General features: G+C 33.4%; 14 protein-coding genes, 2 tRNA genes and 1 pseudogene. 10 read left to right on the top strand and 7 right to left on the bottom strand.

Annotated elements, in window-relative coordinates:
• Positions 1-31: 31 nt before the first annotated feature.
• From artP to O970_RS07070, 9 genes are all read left to right on the top strand, one after another.
• Complete coding sequence (gene artP / locus O970_RS07030) at positions 32-760, top strand: arginine ABC transporter ATP-binding protein ArtP (protein ID WP_024496412.1); 729 nt, start codon at positions 32-34, stop codon at positions 758-760.
• 9 nt (positions 761-769) lie between these two features.
• The gene (locus O970_RS07035; RefSeq protein WP_024496413.1) at positions 770-1,501 is read left to right on the top strand and encodes a transporter substrate-binding domain-containing protein; all 732 of its coding nucleotides are present in this window, start codon (positions 770-772) and stop codon (positions 1,499-1,501) included.
• Between the two features lie 86 nt (positions 1,502-1,587).
• The gene (gene artQ / locus O970_RS07040; protein ID WP_024496414.1) at positions 1,588-2,331 is read left to right on the top strand and encodes an arginine ABC transporter permease ArtQ; all 744 of its coding nucleotides are present in this window, start codon (positions 1,588-1,590) and stop codon (positions 2,329-2,331) included.
• Positions 2,321-3,001: an arginine ABC transporter permease ArtM gene (artM, locus tag O970_RS07045; protein ID WP_024496415.1), complete on the top strand. Its 681-nt coding sequence runs from the start codon at positions 2,321-2,323 to the stop codon at positions 2,999-3,001. The genes artQ and artM overlap by 11 nt, the downstream gene beginning before the upstream one ends.
• A 26-nt stretch (positions 3,002-3,027) precedes the next feature.
• Positions 3,028-4,872, top strand: coding sequence for an excinuclease ABC subunit UvrC (uvrC, locus tag O970_RS07050; RefSeq protein WP_024496416.1), 1,845 nt, complete (start codon positions 3,028-3,030; stop codon positions 4,870-4,872).
• A 134-nt stretch (positions 4,873-5,006) separates the two neighbouring features.
• Entirely contained in the window at positions 5,007-5,564 is a 558-nt protein-coding gene (pgsA, locus tag O970_RS07055; RefSeq protein WP_024496417.1) for a CDP-diacylglycerol--glycerol-3-phosphate 3-phosphatidyltransferase, read from the top strand.
• A 126-nt stretch (positions 5,565-5,690) separates the two neighbouring features.
• Positions 5,691-5,778 (top strand) — tRNA-Leu (locus O970_RS07060).
• A 22-nt stretch (positions 5,779-5,800) separates the two neighbouring features.
• Positions 5,801-5,876: transfer RNA gene (locus O970_RS07065), tRNA-Gly, on the top strand.
• Positions 5,877-6,188: 312 nt separating this feature from the next.
• Positions 6,189-6,545 (top strand): hypothetical protein, encoded by a 357-nt coding sequence (locus O970_RS07070; RefSeq protein WP_024496418.1) that lies wholly within the window; start codon positions 6,189-6,191, stop codon positions 6,543-6,545.
• 286 nt (positions 6,546-6,831) lie between these two features.
• Here the strand turns inward: O970_RS07070 and O970_RS07075 are convergent, their stop codons facing one another.
• Genes O970_RS07075 through O970_RS07100 form a run of 6 tightly spaced genes read right to left on the bottom strand, consistent with a single transcriptional unit; the run spans position 6,832 to position 12,649 of the window.
• A complete protein-coding gene (locus tag O970_RS07075; RefSeq protein WP_024496419.1) occupies positions 6,832-7,581 on the bottom strand; it encodes a thioesterase domain-containing protein in 750 nt (249 codons plus the stop codon).
• A 34-nt stretch (positions 7,582-7,615) separates the two neighbouring features.
• Positions 7,616-8,119, bottom strand: coding sequence for a DUF5680 domain-containing protein (locus O970_RS07080; protein WP_024496420.1), 504 nt, complete (start codon positions 8,117-8,119; stop codon positions 7,616-7,618).
• 17 nt (positions 8,120-8,136) lie between these two features.
• Positions 8,137-8,967 carry an SPL family radical SAM protein gene (locus O970_RS07085; RefSeq protein WP_024496421.1) on the bottom strand — a complete coding sequence of 277 codons (831 nt, stop codon included), beginning with the start codon at positions 8,965-8,967 and terminating at the stop codon, positions 8,137-8,139.
• A 4-nt stretch (positions 8,968-8,971) separates the two neighbouring features.
• Positions 8,972-10,318, bottom strand: a complete 1,347-nt coding sequence (locus O970_RS07090; protein ID WP_024496422.1) for an MATE family efflux transporter — start codon at positions 10,316-10,318, stop codon at positions 8,972-8,974.
• On the bottom strand, positions 10,305-11,498 hold the full coding sequence (locus O970_RS07095) for a hypothetical protein (protein ID WP_024496423.1): 1,194 nt from the start codon (positions 11,496-11,498) through the stop codon (positions 10,305-10,307). The genes O970_RS07090 and O970_RS07095 overlap by 14 nt, the downstream gene beginning before the upstream one ends.
• 20 nt (positions 11,499-11,518) lie before the next feature.
• The gene (locus O970_RS07100) at positions 11,519-12,649 is read right to left on the bottom strand and encodes a radical SAM/SPASM domain-containing protein (protein WP_024496424.1); all 1,131 of its coding nucleotides are present in this window, start codon (positions 12,647-12,649) and stop codon (positions 11,519-11,521) included.
• A 293-nt stretch (positions 12,650-12,942) separates the two neighbouring features.
• On the opposite strand from O970_RS07100, the pseudogene O970_RS07105 reads away from it, so the two are divergent.
• Positions 12,943-13,150, top strand: a pseudogene (locus O970_RS07105) (IS3 family transposase); the annotation flags it as partial.
• Positions 13,151-14,335: 1,185 nt separating this feature from the next.
• Here O970_RS07105 and O970_RS07110 read toward each other — a convergent pair.
• The coding region (locus O970_RS07110) for an autotransporter outer membrane beta-barrel domain-containing protein (RefSeq protein WP_024496426.1) at positions 14,336-17,487 on the bottom strand (3,152 nt) is incomplete at its 5' end.

A 17,487-nucleotide genomic window follows, 5' to 3' on the forward strand; every position in this document is an offset into this window, starting at 1 on the left:
AATCAAAATCTTGTTTAAAAATTGAGACAGAATGAATATAGCATTAAATAATATTGACTGCTTTTACGGGAAACACCAAGCATTATGTGATGTAAGTTTGTGCTATCCTTTAGGCGAAACTATTGTGCTTCTAGGACCTAGTGGTGCCGGTAAAAGCTCATTATTAAAAGTATTTAATTTACTTGAAAAACCAGTTTCAGGTTCAATGAAAATAGCAGATATTTTTTGCGATTTTTCTAAACCGATTAAAGATGACATCGTGCATTTATTAAGAAAAGATGTTGGCATGGTTTTTCAAAATTATAATCTTTGGCCCCATTTAACTGTCATGGAAAATCTGATTGAAGCGCCATGCCAAGTGTTAGGGATGAATAAAAAAGACGCTATTGAGAAAGCGATGAGTTTGCTAACACGTTTACAACTATCCACATTTAGTCAACGTTATCCTTTACATTTATCAGGTGGACAACAACAGCGTGTTGCCATCGCGCGCGCATTAATGATGGAGCCTAAAATATTACTATTTGATGAACCAACTGCAGCACTCGATCCAGAAAGCACGTCTCAAGTAGCAGAGATTATCAATGAGTTGGCTGACGGTGGTATTACTCAAATTATCGTAACTCATGAGGTCGATTTTGCTAAAAAAGTGGCTAGTCAAATCATCTATATGGAAAATGGACAGATCATTGAGCAAGGTGATGCTACGTGTCTAATATCTCCCAAAACAGAAAATTTAAAGGCTTACTTATCACATTAAGGTGACAAAATGAGAACGTGTTTATTAATTTTAGCCCTTAGTAGCTTATGTTTCTCGGCCTTCGCTCAACATATTACTTTTGGTACAGAGGCAACTTATGCACCTTTTGAATATTATGATAAAGATAATCAATTAGTTGGTTTTGATATTGATATTGCCAAGAAAATCTGTGAAATAAAACAACTCAATTGTAAATTTACTAATCAATCTTTTGATAGCTTAATTCCAAGTTTAAAAACGCGCCGTATTGATGCAGCGATATCTGGTATTGATATCACGCCAGAACGCAAAGAACAAGTTATGTTTAGCCAACCTTATTACCTTAATTCGGCGGCATTTCTAACGCAGAAACAGGCATTATCAACCATACAAGCGCTTAAAGGGAAACGAGTTGGTATTCAAAATGGCACCACATATCAAAAATATCTCTTAGAACAATTTCCACAAATAAAATTAGTCAACTATGTAACTTATCAATATGCCATTCTAGATCTGAAAAGTAAACGTATTGATGCGATATTCAGTGATAGAGCTTTAGCTGATGAATGGATTAAAAGTGATAGCAACTTAGCTATATTAGGCAATAATATTGTTGATCCTGACTATTTTGGCTCTGGTTTAGGAATTGCAGTACATAAAGGAAATGATCAGCTAGTTGAAATTTTTAATCAGGCTTTAGAACAGATGAAAATAGATGGTAGCTATCAACAAATTTATGATAAATGGTTTACTAATCCATAATGAATAGTTAATCAAAACAGATACGTAATGATAAACACTTTTGGATGTGTTTGTCTTTTTCTAACTACTTAAGAGAAGATTAATTTATGTCACAATGGTTTTTAGATAGCAGCTTTACTTTGCTACTTAAAGCTTCGGGAGTCACTTTATATTTAGCGCTAAGTTCTTTACTATTAGGACTACTATTGGCGCTGGTATTTGCTGTATTAGAAGCAAATAGTTTTAGATGGGTTGCAAAAACGACCACATTATTGGTTATGATTATTCGAGGATTACCTGAAATTCTCGTTGTGATTGCTATTTATAATGGCATTCCTATGATTTTAAATGCTATTGCTGATGGATTTACAATGCATTTATTCATTACTGATATTACGATCCAACATAATATTGAAAATTTTGATATCAGCCCAATTATTTGCGGCATTATTGCTTTATCTTTATTGTATGCTTCTTACGCCTCGCAAACACTACGTGGCGCATTTAAAGCCATTTCTCCTGGACAGCGCCAAGCCGCTCAAGTATTAGGATTAAGTAAAGCAAGGATATTATGGCGTATTGAACTTCCGCAATTATGGCGACATGCCTTACCTGGTTTAGGCAATCAATGGTTAGTATTACTTAAAGATACCGCCTTGGTGTCGCTTATTACCGTCAATGACATTATGATGCAAACACTTAGCATTATTTCTTATACTAAACAACCTTTCAGTGGATACTTAATGGCCGCAAGCTTATATTTACTTATCTCAGTAATTAGCCAATGGTTCTTAAAAAAATTAGAAAAAAAATCACTCTATTTTGAACAAGGAGCCTCCTATGCTAGATAAGCTTTTGAACTACACCTCAATATTAATAAAAGGTTTACCTACAACGATATCCTTAAGCGTGGCCGCGATTATTGCTGCTTGTCTATTATCTATAGTGTTAACTATTTTATTAAATAGCCAACATAAATTATTAATAGCTAGTATAAAATTCTATATTCTAATTTTTACTGGTACACCATTGCTAGTGCAAATTATTATTATTTATTATGGACCAACACAATTTCCCGCCATTCGCGAAAATTGGCCGCTGGTATGGTCACTGATTTCACACCCTTGGATGTGTGCATTTATCGCTTTAACATTAAATAGTGCTGCTTACACAACGCAAATATTTTATGGCGCATTAAAAGCAATACCACAAGGTCAATGGCAAGCTTGCGCTGTCCTAGGAATGAATAAAAGTCAAACATTAAAGATTATTATGCCTTACGCTTTCAAAAGGGCAATCTCCTCCTATTCGAACGAAATTATTTTTGTTGTTAAAGGAACCGCTTTAGTATCAACCATTACATTAATGGACTTGATGGGGTATAATCAATTCTTAAATGGACGTTATTATGAGTTCTCAATATTTATGATAACAGGGGGAATATACCTCTTGATAAATGGCTTACTTAGTGCCATGATGAGAAGCGTAGAGAAAAAAGCCTTGGCTTTTGAGACCCCCTAAATACAAGGAGTTTTTTAAGGGTTAATATGCAAACGGTTCCTTTTGATGCAAAAACCTTTCTGGCGCATGTACCCCACAATGCTGGGGTTTATCAGATGTTTAGTACTGATGGTACAATTATTTACGTAGGAAAAGCCAAAGATCTCAATAAACGTCTAAAGAGTTATTTTAATAGTAGTAAGAAATCATTAAAAACTGATACCTTAGTCAGTCATATTCACCATATTGAATATACAATTACGCATACTGAAATTGAAGCATTATTACTAGAACAAACTTACATTAAAAAACATCAACCACGGTATAATGTTTTACTTAAAGACGATAAAAGTTATCCATTCATCAAATTAAGTAAAGAACTTCACCCTCGTATTGCTATATTTAGGGGAACCATCAACAAAAAAAATGATGAATTCTTTGGTCCTTATCCCAATTCGTTTGCGGTTAAAAATATTTTACTCTTGTTACAGAAAACCTTCCCAATACGTCAATGCGAAGATGTTATTTATCGAAATAGAACGCGCCCCTGTTTACAGTATCAAATTAAACGTTGTTTAGGTCCTTGTGTAAAAGGATTAATTAGTGATGATGATTATGCTGAACAAGTTAACTATGTAAGACTCTTTTTACAAGGTCACAGTGAAAAAATTATTGCTAAACTATCTATCGATATGCAACAAGCAAGTGATACGCTTAATTTTGAAAAAGCAGCGCAATTACGTGATCAACTCCAGGCCATTAAACAGATTTCCGAAAAACAAATTATTGCCAATAACAATAGCGATAATATGGATGTAATTGGATTTCACTATGAAGCAGGCATTGCTGGTATTTATGTTCTATTCATCCGTAATGGTACGACGTTTGGTCACCGTTCATACTTCCCTAAAATACCATCACATACAGAACTTGACGAAGTGATCGAGACTTTTTTAGGTCAGTTTTATTTGCAAGGTCATGCGGATAGACAAATTCCCAAAAAAATATTACTCGATTATGAATTAAACGATCGAGCAGCTCTTGAAGATTCATTAGGACTTATTGCTAATCGCCAAATTAAAATTGTTACCACACCCAAAGCGGATAATGCCAGACTATTACAGCTGGCGACGATGAATGCCAAAAAAGAAGTGAGTAATAAGTTACTACAAAGCGCCACACTTAAGCAACGTTATGATGAATTAAAATCGTTTCTTAAACTGCCAGAAATAAAACGTATGGAATGTTTTGATATTAGCCATTTTTCTGGCAAAAATACCGTTGCATCCTGCGTGGTTTTTAATGAACACCAGCCAGTAAAATCAGAATATCGCCGTTACAATATCACTAATATTACTCCAGGTGATGATTATGCTGCAATGGAGCAAGTATTACGCCGTCGTTATGATAAAAAAACATTACCCGAAGACAAAATTCCTGATGTAATATTTATTGATGGCGGAAAAGGACAGCTCGATCGAGCTTTAGCCGTATTTGCACAATTAAACGTTAATTGGGATAAACAAAAACCTATATTGATTGGTGTCGCAAAAGGTTCTGAACGTAAAGAGGGGCTAGAAACGCTATTTTTTCAATCACATGGGCATGGGGTCTATCTTGAAGCTGATTCCCCTGCGTTATTGCTTATTCAACAAATTCGTAATGAATCTCATCATCATGCTATTACTGGACAGCGTAAGAAACAAGTAAAAGTAGTACAGGAAAGCGCTTTAGAGTTAATCGAAGGCGTCGGTTCTAAAAGACGTCAGGCATTATTAAAACATTTTGGTGGATTACAGGGGATAAAAAATGCCAGTGTTGAACAGATTGCTAAGGTCCCAGGTATTTCTAAAGCGTTAGCTGAAAAAATTTATGCTCATTTACAATATTAATCAATAATCGTATCAACCATTGAAAAAATAAGCTTTTTCAGGCAACATAACATTAAAAAATTTAACCATTTTGTCATAAAATATAACTTATTGTTTTTATTATTAATACTCTATTAATTAAAAGAGCCGATGTCATGAAATTCAACATCCCTATTATTTTAACTTTATTTCGCGTTGCACTTATTCCTTTTTTTATAGTTGCATTTTATTTATCCACTTCATGGTCGGCTTTTATTACAGCGTTGATCTTTCTCGTTGCGGCAGTAACGGATTGGTTTGATGGTTACTTAGCGCGTAAACTTAAACAGATGACACGTTTTGGTGCCTTTTTAGATCCGGTAGCTGATAAATTAATGGTGACAATCGCACTCGTATTAATTACCGAACACTATCATTCATGGTTAATCTCGATCCCTGCAGTAATTATGATTTCCAGAGAAATTTTAATTTCAGCACTTAGAGAATGGATGGCTGAGCTAGGCAAACGAAAAAGCGTTGCAGTATCGATCATAGGTAAAATTAAAACCGTCGCACAAATGACTGCATTAACGTGGTTATTATGGCGACCGAATAGTTTGGTCATTAATGCGGGCATTATTGCTTTATACTTAGCAGCTTTACTCACACTTTGGTCTATGTGCCAATATTTGTGGATTTCTCATCCTGATTTGCTCAATGAAGATACAGAATGATGCAAAAACAAGCAATCGATTCAATAAAGTAAAAACAGCTATTGCGTGAAAATTTATTATAGGTATAATACGCACCATATTAAGTCAACGACGAAATGCACTAACGAAATTTCATCTTGACGAGATGCCCGGGTGGTGAAATCGGTAGACACAAGGGATTTAAAATCCCTCGACCTTTTTGGTCGTGCGAGTTCAAGTCTCGCCCCGGGCACCATTAAATAGACTCTTCTTATTATGCGGGAATAGCTCAGTTGGTAGAGCACGACCTTGCCAAGGTCGGGGTCGCGAGTTCGAACCTCGTTTCCCGCTCCAATATAACATCCAGTATAGTCCGTTAAAGTCCGCAAAACCTAGAGTTTGCAAGTAGTTTAACGGTTTTACTTTCCAGTATAGAACAGAATAATCCAGAGTCATCCAAGAGAATTTAGTCCAAAAAACAGTCCAAAAACGGAATGAGTTTTTTTGACTAGTCCAAAAATTATGTTATTGTGATAATGTATTTTTTGAACAGTTCGTCTAAATATTGACTAGCTATCTTTAGAACAAGTTTATCATCTGGCCAATGCTGTTGGTGAACTCAATGAAGAGGGAGAAGTCGAACTTTACCAACTCTTTCAAATTGCTTTGGCTTTTGATGATGGTCATCAACTACAAATACTAAATTTTAAAAGTTTGTGGTACTACAAAAATGCTATACCTGCGTATGAATCTGCTGATAATGTTTATGCCACTAAAGATGGGATATTTACTGTAGATATCAATGAGGCAAAAAAATATTCCAAGGCATTGTGTAAAGCATTAGCCAGTAATGACATTGAAACAGCTTCGAAGCATTTATGTGAATACATTTCAAAGAAACTCTATAAAATTTTTGAAGTAGATCTTAGAGAAAAGCTCATCAAGCAAGTGGCAAAAGACTTACCTCAACAATCATCAATGATTTTTGAGGCGTTAGATAATAACGAGATAGAACTATATTAGACTTAGTAATTAAAAATAAAATCAATACAAAATGGTAGATAGGAGTTGCAATCTATCATTTTTTATATTTGCTTTTAATGAAGCGAATGCTTGTGGATCACACTTCAGTAGTTATTCTTGCTACATTGTCACTATTTATGAAAAAATGATGAAGTCTTTATCCTCAAATTTATCCTTGGTTACCATAAATTCCTCGTACAAAATGTACGAAATAAAACAAATTGGATCAATTTGAACAACACCATGAATAATTAGCGTCTGTTAGATTAAATTCGAGCTACTACACTTAAAATATTCTTTTTAACGTACTTAATGTTTTTTGAACATTTGGGTAACTCAGCATTGAGAAATGATCTCCACCTCCAGAAAATATTTTAACATTACCATTTACCTGATTACACCATCTTTCTATATTTTTATCGGTAAGATCTGATGCTTTTTCTGATTTGATTAAATATACATCAGTAGCTAAATAACCATAATTGATTAGTTCATTATAAAAATATTTATAAGTTGAATGTCTTTTCATAATTTTATTATTTAGTACATCTGGATCTAACTTAGAATATTTTTTCAATTTTCTTATAAACCCAACATCAACCAGATAATTATAAAAACCATCATTAAACTCCTTTAATTCAATATGATCCATTATTATTTTTTTATCTCGAAGTGGAGCATCTAGAACTATCAGTTTATCAATTTTTATACTGACACTTTCTAATTTCTTAATAACTTCAAAAGCAATATTAGCTCCTGCTGAATATCCCATAATTGAAATTGATTTATTTTTTGAAAGTTTAAATATGGTATGACAATAAATATCAATTAGTTTTTCAGGAAAAATATCTTCATAAAAATCAAAACAATAAAAAGAATAATTTTCAACTCTTCCTATAATGTTTTCATAAACAATCCCCCAGCCAGATAATGGGGGGAATAGAAAAATTATATTTTTATTATCATCAAAATCTTTAGACTTTATTTCTAAATTTGAACTACTTAAGATAAAATCGAATTTATTAATTATGCACATATTCAATATGTTACCTTTATGATGAATTTTTTGTTTAAATTACTTTCATTTCTTTATTATATCTACCTCTTATCATTCCCCCTAAATAGTATCTAAAACATATCTGTTCATTACCTTCCCAAATTTCCTCATGCCCAGTAAATGACATTAAATCACCTAAAGTACAATTTTTGTAGGTATATGTGCCGTTTTGATAAAGAGTTGGACCTCTAATAGGTAGCTGATTATCTACCTCGTTCAATGCTAATCTTAAAAAGTTGAAAACCTTTTGTTTATTGTCATCATATAAGGAAAATATCCCGCCTCTATAGCTCATTCCCCACACAGGGATGCCTTTATACCTAACAATTTCCTGTCCCATATCAACAAACTCGCCGAAGTAACGATCTTCATAACTAAATTCATCTTCTTCATATAAATATTTTTTGGAAAAATCACTGGAGCGAATTTTTAATCTATCCCCTCCAGCATAACCATGCAACTTTGCTTTAAGGAGAAAAGATTTAAATTGATGTAAATATAGCTCGTTAATATCCATTGTTATTCACCTTCATTTTATTTACGATGTTCAATCACATTTCCTAATCGCAAGTGAAGTCCATATTTATCTAACAAACCTCGAATAAAATCGTCATTTATTTGGATCTTGTTTTTTTTCAAAGATAGATAGGTGCTTGCCAACGTTTTATCATATGAAACTATTTTTTGTTTTATATAAGGGCTTAAATTTATATGTTCTACATAAACAGATTTAGTACCTGTTTGTGCAACAAGTGAAATAAGAGATTCTAATTCAGAAGGATTTTGAAGAAGATGGGGTAATATTGGTCCAAGAAATGCATAAGTTCTAATATTATGACTATTCAGTTTATGTAATGCATCTAATCTGCTCGTTATAGATGGCGCTTTTATCTCTAGTGCTCGGCTTATACGATCCTGAGATGAAGTAATAGTAAAACCTACTTCAACATTTTTTAAACCTTGCAAAACATCTATATCCCTAAGCACTAAAGCTGACTTTGTGAGTATGCTTATCAAACCAGGGTAATTGGTATTTTTTAATATTTCAAGCATATTCCTCGTTAGTTGATATTTTTTTTCAAGAGGTAAATATGGATCTGTTACTGAGCTAAAAAATATTGTTGAGCTCGAATTTTTATCTAAAAATTTTTTTAATTGTTTATCAAATATCTCTACTGAGTTTTTTTTTATATAAACATAATTCCCCCAGTTTTCGACAGGCTCGCCAATGAATCTCCCCATAAAGCTTGCATAGCAATATAAACAGGAAAAACTACAACCAATATAGGGATTTACAACATAATCAGTGTCTGGTAATTTAGATTTTATAATAATATTTTTGCAGTCTATTTCATAATATTTCATAAAGCTATCCTTCTTTATACTTATTTGGTAGGGTTATATTATGAAAATATAACAATGTAATTTTTGATGCTATAATCGCCGCAATAATCAGCGCAAACCAAAATCCTTTCACCCCAAACTCACCATCGAAAGTCAAGAAATAACCACCACATAATCCTATTCCCCATAGGCAACTACCTAGAATAAGAGTTGGTATAAATGTTTTATTAAAACTTCGCAATACGCCACTAACTATTGTATAAATCGCATCAAAAAAATGATAACAAGCAACAAAGCCAATTAATAAGGATGCGACATCACATACAATTTGATCAGTTGTATAAAATGAAGCAATCTGTTTTCTTAGCAAAAAAAGCAATAAACTATATATAAAAGCAATTAAAACCCCTGATTTGATACATGAAAACCCTACTTTTTTTGCTAATTGATTTTCTTTTACCAAATAACTCCCCACAATTACTGAAGAGGCACTACCTATTGACAAAGGGATTAGATAAGAAATGTAAGACACATTCGCAGCGATTTGATGGCTAGCCATTGTAGTCAATCCCAAATTAGCAACCAATAGACCTATAATAGTAAAGGAGCTATAATCTACTAAGAAAGTGAGGCCAATTGGGCCTCCAGTTTTTAATAAAAAAAGTTGTGTCTTAGTTGAAATTTTGAACGAAATTGACAATGGGATTTTCTTTTTAAAAAAGATACAAATAGCTATTATAAGAACTAACCACGACGCACAAACGGTTCCTAATGCGCATCCATTAACTCCCATAGCTGGTATGGAATAGAATCCTAAAACAAAAAGATAAGTAAGTACACCTTTGATCGCAAGTCCGATAAAATTTGTAAACATAATTATTTTAGGCTTATAAATTCCTGAGGCATAGGCAAAAATAATTTTATAAATTAATAACGCAGGAACACCTATAATTAAAATTGTTAAATATTCATTGACTTTAAAAAATGACTGTTCATCTAGATGACTAATGTTAATCAGTGGCTCTGCGTTTAATAATATAAAACAAACAATAATCGAAAGTATTATTGCTAACCAGAATCCTTGCGCAGTTAAATTTTTTACATTTTCAAACCCTCCGTCACTATATTTTTGAGCGTACAGGGGGGGTAATATTAACAAAATTGCAGAAAATCCAATAAAAATAGTAAAAAAAACATTATCCCCAACGCCCACAATAGCAATGTCAAGAGAAGAGAAATGCCCAACAATTATCAAGTCAATAATGGAATAGCTTGTAACAGCCAATTGGCCTATAAATATAGGCCAAGCCTGATTTAATAGTAGCTTTGGTATATTCATCTTATTTTTGTTCATGGAATTAGTGTATGTCATATACTAGAGCCTTTGCTGGACATAAATCATGGCACATTGAGCAACCATCACAATTTTTATCAAAATTATACGGAATACTTTTAAACGAGTTACAAGTAACCATATTTTCACATATATTACATTTAACGCATTTATCCTCTAATAGTGTTGTTTTAACTTGTAAAGTTTCTCTACTTTTTATTTTACCAAAGTGTTCTGGATAATGTTCTAAACTGACTCCGATTAAATCAAGTAATGTATTATATTCATTTTTATCCAAAAATTTATTTAAACTTTCCTTTAACCCATTAATATGTTGAAATCCTTTTTTCATAATTACAGACGTCAAATGAATTGAATTAGCACCAAGCATCAGACATCTAATTATATCTTGCCATTTATCTAATCCACCACCAGCAGATAAAGATAAATTAGTCTTGGAACGTAAGATTTGTGTATAATTAAAGGTAAAAGGCAGTAAGGGCTCTCCTGCAACTACACTATTTGATGCTCCAGTTAACGAATCGTATAGATCTCCATCAAAAATGGGTCTTCCTTTGTTAGAAATATCAATGTATGGTTGGACATTTATAGAGTCAAGATAAATAAGTCCCCCTACATTACAATTAGTTATAATACCATCAATCAAATCATCATCCATTCTAATGTTTAATTTGGGAAATACAGGTATCTTAACTGATCGAGCTAATCGATTTATTATTTCTATCACTCTATAAATGTCCGCATTACACATTTTTTTTAAGTCTAAGTAAAAAAAATCTATTTGTATCCCATCCGCACCAGCTTTTTCAGCCTCTTTAAAAAGCGATAACCAGATATCAATACTATTTTCTTCAAAAAAATACGGATAAAAAAGAGATGCAATAATAGGTATATCACACTGACTTTTGGCGTTTTCTATCAACCTCATTCCATAATCCATTGGTAAAATTTCTTTTAAATAAGTAGATTTTAAATAATTTCCATATCCTCTAATCCATTTATACCTACGTATATCTGTTGGCTTTATTGATTCATTAGAGTTATGCGCACCAATTGATTTTGAAATGACCCCTCCAGCATTCTCCTCTTCAGCTCGTTTTATATCGTCGAGATACATAGATGCAGGGCCTGCACCTATTAAAAAAGGATTTTTTAGCTTAATGGGTCCTAATGAGGTTGATAATCTTTTATCCCACATATTATTCCTCCAATTTCATTTTATAAGTTATTATAAAGCGGATCAGCTGAATCAAATATTCGTTCAATAGGTAAACTTTTTTGCGAATTAAAGAAAGAAAATATTCTACAATGGCCTACATTTTCGTTAACTTTAGATAGCATGATTTTATATTTTTGAGAGTCAAAGATTTCGGATAATGTCTGATTACTTAAATTTCCCAGCACCCACTCTTCACCTAATGGTTTACCTGATGCGTTATAAGCCCAAGGCGATGCTAGTAATGTACCATTGGGGGTAATCCCGAATGAATTAGAAACTAAATCACAAGGATTTTCACCTGGATGTTTATTAAATTGAGGAAAAAGATGTTTCAATGCACATTGTAGTTTTATCTGTGGTGATCCATATTTAGATTCTTGTTCAAGTAAAACTTCAATTGCTAATTTGCACTGTTCAATAGATGGTATTTTTTCTTTTAACAACATTCCCCGACCGACGGGAAATAAACGCATAATTAAAAGTTTATCAATTCCTCTCTCATGTAATTTTTTATATAATCTTACTAGATGAGCTCGATTAATAATATCTGTTGTTAATGGTAACTCGGCCCTAGTGCTACAATTGAGTTTGTGAAACTGCTCTCCTATTTTTAAGTTTCCAATTGCATAAGCATTAGGTCTATTTGCAACATCATCTATATCTTCAGCATCAAAAGTAAAATTATATTCACCCACGAGTGATGCTAACATTTTTATATCATATTTCGCAATTCCAAGTCCCGTTGCAGTTAAAGTTACGTTCTCTTTCCCTAATTTATTTGATGCATATTTAAGAAGTTCAATATTTTGTGGGTTAATTAGTGCATCACCACCTGATATATCAATTTTTACATTAAAGCCTTCAAGATTATCAATAACTTGTTTTTTTTGTTCTAAACTCAGTTCCTCTTTATTATTTATTAAAATATTAGTTGCTTTTTCATAAATATTTTCTTCCTCACTAAGTCGCGGGTAAATTTCTTCTTTAGAAAGAGATTCACTACGAATAATGAGACTATTATTCTTTTTCTTAACATGTAAAGCATCAACGCAACATATAGCACAATCCCATGGACAAACTCTAGTAATGTTATAAATAATGTCAATTTTTCTGTTTGATTGATTTTTCATATAAACTAACCTCCATTACATTACTGTTAAGATAAATATTAATAAGTCGACACTAAAAATACCCATTGTTTTTGTAAGGATATTTTTATTGTATAAAGAAAATATGCAAATTTCAATACATGGTACTGTTAAATTATTTTTATATTAAATTTGGCCTATAAATCATTAATTTTGAATTTTAGGTGCAAACGGATTGCTGAGTTTATAAAGGAGATTATTTAAATCTTGAGGCCATATTATTCATAAATATAGACAAAATAGTTAACATCATTCCAGCTATTTAGATACTGTTAGATGTTAAAAGACTAAAAGAGCTTGAAGATGAAAATTTTAAACTTAAAAAGTTGTTTGCGGAGTCAGCCTCGAAAACCATGCCATGAAGGAGAATTTCGTAAAAAAGGGTTAGTGATGGCCGAAAAAAAATTGTGTGCATATTCGCTTATTCAAGCGGGTTTATCGGTCATAAAAGCGTGCAAATTAGCCTCGCTATCGTGGGCAACCTGACGGTTATCTATCGTGACTGTAGAAGAGCCTTCAATCACCGAGCTTGTGTGATATCCATCGTGTTCACTGCCTACAAATCACGAACTAAAATGACCCTTGGCATATAATTATCCTTAAATCTGTTTTAAAGAAAAGTCGACATCATCATCGGCTTTAAGCTATCTGGCTTACCGGCTAATAACAAACTCTTTGCCGTCAAAACGGAATTTGGGGGCCAGTGTATTGCACTTATCAATATCGAAATTTCTCCCCTTGTGCTCTGGCGGACAAAAGAGCAAAGGTGAGGACTCTATTTGCACCAATTTATCATCTAAAGATAGCTTGATTTGTCTATTGGTAAAATTTGAAAGTTTTTCTTGAAATGATATTACTTTCCGAAATCAAGATAAAATTATTTGTAATGAGAAAAATAGTGATATCATCAAAATGATGATTTTGTTGACATAATTAAGTTTAAAATTTATTAAATCGATTTTTATCTTAATTTGAGTTTATCTGCGGATAGTGGATTTCGACCTGATTATATTTTATTCAAGATGTTAATAAATAGCTTGTATTATAATAAATTAATATTCTAAAATGTATAAGTAAGGATTAGTAAAAAAGTGGTTTTTGTACTTTGAGTCCGTAGAAGTCCATAAACATCCATTAAGAACCGCTAAGAACTAGTCCAAAAAATAGTCCAAAAGGTTAGCAAAAGCAATATTGGTGTCTGGATAATTCTTTTATATACAACAGGTTATAAAGCTGGATTCGAACCTCGTTTCCCGCTCCAATTCAAAATGTGTATGCCAAGTATTTTACTAAAATATAAAAGTTAATAGTTTTTAGTTAATAGTTAATTTTCTTTCATATACTGATACATTTACTTAAATGCACCAACAGTTACTTAAATTTAGTGCAATTCTAATTCGATCTAATTGACTCTTATCGTTTTAAACGAATCTCTTATTTTGCATACCAATCCTAGCTTTTAAGCTGATTTCTAAAGGAGAGTCTTATTATAGCCTTAACTGAAATTGTTGTTCGGAATACTAAACAAAAAGATATACTTTCCTGGAGTTGGTACAATTAGCGTGTAAAAAGCTAAAAAGGACAATTATCTAATTTATCCAGAATAGCATTAGTAAAAAGCACCTTACTAAAGGTGCTTTTATTTTTTGTGTTGCCTAATCGTTCCATTTAAAACATATATTTTATTCCAGCCATACACAGGGTTTCACGTTGGCTATAGCTACCGATTAGTTGTGACACGTTGCTCCATAAATGTAAATTAGCTTTGATATACCCTTCGAAACCGAGTTTAATTTCAGCCATATTATTAGTACCTTGTATATTGTTGGTGGCATCAGTCATATTAACGCCATATTGCTTGGTGTTATGTAACCAGTTAACTTCTGCAAACGGCTCTATCCGGTTCGTAGAGTCGCTTCTTATATTGTATCGCTCTACAGAAAAACGCATACCAAGATTTGTTTGGATATTACCATTGCCTTTGCCATAAACATGAGTGCCATTATGTTCGATATGATCATTAGCTTTAACATCTAACCATTTAATCTGGAACTGTGGACGAATATACACATCGCTTTGTATACCTTCTGCGGCTAAGTATGAGGCTGCATTATATTCATAACCTGTTTCTAAAGATGCAGTAATACCCTGACTGTGATATTTTTCCTGAGCTAGCTGTTCTCCTTGAACAGTATTGTGAAACCAGTTATACATTATCCAACTATCCACATAAGCGCCAATACGTTGTTGGGTATCTTGATACCATGTGCTATAAATACCTACGCTATAACCTTCCACCTTACCATAGGAACTATACCCAGAAAGATTGTTGCGGGTGTTGCTGTTTTGTTTAGTATAACCACTGGTTAAACCAAAATACCACTGATCTAGATCAGTAAATGAGTCTGTCAATATATCTCCACCGATCTGAAATACGGTGTAATCAGCCGTAGTTTTTAATTGTTTATCAGACATAGTATGTTGGTTATGGCCTCTAACAATTCTTGTCCATACATCGTTATATTTACTTTCTCCAGTGATAGGATCAACGAACCAGTCACTACCTTGTCGATCTTGTAAACGCATATTAAATACGGTGTTAGCTGTAGCTAAATTAATGGCATAACTTCCTGCTTCTGGGCGAGAAATGTGAATATTGTTATCTGGTTTTACCTTACTGGTCAAATACCAGTTTTTCATATTATTACCCTGAGCCGTTCCTTGTTGTAGATAATATTCATAGTTACCAGCAACAATACGCCCATCTTGCACAAAAGCGCCTTGGTCTGAACCACCTGTTGTAGTAATTAGTTCAATACCCTGCTCTGTTTTTGCACCAAGCCCTCCACCATTTATCACTCTAACCTTGGTAATCCCCTTTGCAGTTCCAGTAATTTCCAGTTTATCCGTTGTACTGTTATCATCACCAAGGATCGCGCCAAACTGCACAGTACCGCCATAACCCATCCAATCACCATTTTGGACATAAGTTTGCCCTTCACAATTTTGGCAATTATTGAGGATCAACATACCGCGATTATCCATATTACCTGTTACCGTGACTTTTTCTACTTTGCTAGTTGCATTTAAATCATTAATAAGAATTATTCCTTCATTATTGATCTTTTTGATTTTCTGGTCCTTACCACTTAGATTTAAAATAGCGCTTTGGTTTGGACCTTCTCCTTTGGCAATATTTAGCTTAGAAGTATTGACTATCGCATCATCGATACCTAATTTAAGCATACCGTTGTTGATATTCGTTTCACCAGTATAGTCATTCTTAGTAGAAAGTTGTAGCGTTCCAAGACCATCTTTGGTTAAACTTTTCCCATCCCAATTATTATTGTTATCACAATCATTATTAGTTAATTTTACACGAAGATTAAGAATGCTTCCCTGTTTTAAATCAAATGTTCCATGACTATCGCCGCCAATATCATTCCATTTTAGTCCGTATGCTAAGGTTTTCTTTTTATCTGTTAATATTGCTCCAGCGTAGTCTTTCGCACCTGTCGTTAACAAATTATTAGAGATATGTTTATAATTACCGATAATCCCATTATCCGCCTTTGCTAATATAATATCTTGTTGATCCCAATCGGTAACATTAGTATTAATTTTTGTCTTATCAAAAATGATTTTGTTTGCATGTAAGCGTGCACCATTATCAAAAGTTAGGGATGTTTCGTTAGTGAATTCGGCATTTTCTTTAAATGAAACTTGTTTGCCAGAAAGTATCACTCTCCCGTTATTGTTCACTATTAAATTACCTTCAATGGTGGTTTCTGCTTCACTGGTAATGTGTAACATATTGTCAGAACTAGCTGCAAGCACTATATCACCTTGGATTTTTGATCCTGCTTGTATCGTTAAGCTATTTTTACCTGAAGAAAAATGAATAGCATCACCGTCTTTACTTAGATTGTTATTGCTGATATCGTTTTTATGACCTTTCATAATTCTTCCGCTGTTAGTAATTGTCAAATTATTACCATTGATTGCATCACCACCATTCCCAGCCTGACCAGTACCGGCTAATCCAGATCGTCCTCCCGCTTCACCACTAATAATGCCTAGTTTACTATTTATAATTGTTAAATTATTCCCCCAAATACCTATTCCACCGTCACCGCCTTTCCCAATAATTTGTGTCGACGTGTTGTTGTCTAATACAACTCCACCATCTTGAGCAGGACTACCATAAATGCTCCCATCGTTATAAATTTTCAAATGATTTCCCTTAATAGCGCTTCCACCGTTCCCTCCATGTGTATACCCAACCCGATAACCACCGTAAGAGCCAGCTCCGCCCGAAATAATACCTTTATTATTAATTGTTAGATAATCACCTAAAATAGCCGTGCCGCCATGACCACTATGAGCACCACCATTACCACCAGAAATAGTACACATTTTACTATTATTAATCTCTAAATGATTTCCATGAATAGCTATTGCGCCATTTCCACCTAGTCCACTATATTTATAGTCCCCAGTAACACCGCTTCCGCCGCCGTCGCCCCCCTTAATATCACCGCTATTATTAATCTTGAGGCGATCGCCATTAATTGCTTCTCCGCCATTGCCGCCCGTTCCTACATTAGTACTTTTTTCATCAAATTTACCTTTTCCACCATTTCCGCCACGAATCGCAATGCCTTTATTTACAGAAATCACATTATCTTCAGCGCTACTATTAATATCGGTTTCAAATATATAAGCTGCTTTTCCATCCGTGCCATTTAGATTGCTATTAGTGCCTTCAATACCATCTAATTGGGTAACGTCTTTAAGATTATAATCTATTCCGTCCCCTG

Source organism: Candidatus Schmidhempelia bombi str. Bimp, from assembly GCF_000471645.3.
Lineage (GTDB): Bacteria > Pseudomonadota > Gammaproteobacteria > Enterobacterales > Orbaceae > Utexia > Utexia bombi.

Excerpts from the sequence above, each read along its gene's own strand:
- O970_RS07100 (WP_024496424.1), bottom strand. The coding sequence starts at position 12,649 with ATGAAAAATCAATCAAACAGAAAAATTGACATTATTTATAACATTACT.
- uvrC (WP_024496416.1), top strand. The coding sequence starts at position 3,028 with ATGCAAACGGTTCCTTTTGATGCAAAAACCTTTCTGGCGCATGTACCC.
- artQ (WP_024496414.1), top strand. The coding sequence starts at position 1,588 with ATGTCACAATGGTTTTTAGATAGCAGCTTTACTTTGCTACTTAAAGCT.
- O970_RS07095 (WP_024496423.1), bottom strand. The coding sequence starts at position 11,498 with ATGTGGGATAAAAGATTATCAACCTCATTAGGACCCATTAAGCTAAAA.
- artP (WP_024496412.1), top strand. The coding sequence starts at position 32 with ATGAATATAGCATTAAATAATATTGACTGCTTTTACGGGAAACACCAA.
- O970_RS07035 (WP_024496413.1), top strand. The coding sequence starts at position 770 with ATGAGAACGTGTTTATTAATTTTAGCCCTTAGTAGCTTATGTTTCTCG.
- O970_RS07075 (WP_024496419.1), bottom strand. The coding sequence starts at position 7,581 with ATGTGCATAATTAATAAATTCGATTTTATCTTAAGTAGTTCAAATTTA.
- pgsA (WP_024496417.1), top strand. The coding sequence starts at position 5,007 with ATGAAATTCAACATCCCTATTATTTTAACTTTATTTCGCGTTGCACTT.
- O970_RS07085 (WP_024496421.1), bottom strand. The coding sequence starts at position 8,967 with ATGAAATATTATGAAATAGACTGCAAAAATATTATTATAAAATCTAAA.
- O970_RS07090 (WP_024496422.1), bottom strand. The coding sequence starts at position 10,318 with ATGACATACACTAATTCCATGAACAAAAATAAGATGAATATACCAAAG.
- O970_RS07080 (WP_024496420.1), bottom strand. The coding sequence starts at position 8,119 with ATGGATATTAACGAGCTATATTTACATCAATTTAAATCTTTTCTCCTT.
- artM (WP_024496415.1), top strand. The coding sequence starts at position 2,321 with ATGCTAGATAAGCTTTTGAACTACACCTCAATATTAATAAAAGGTTTA.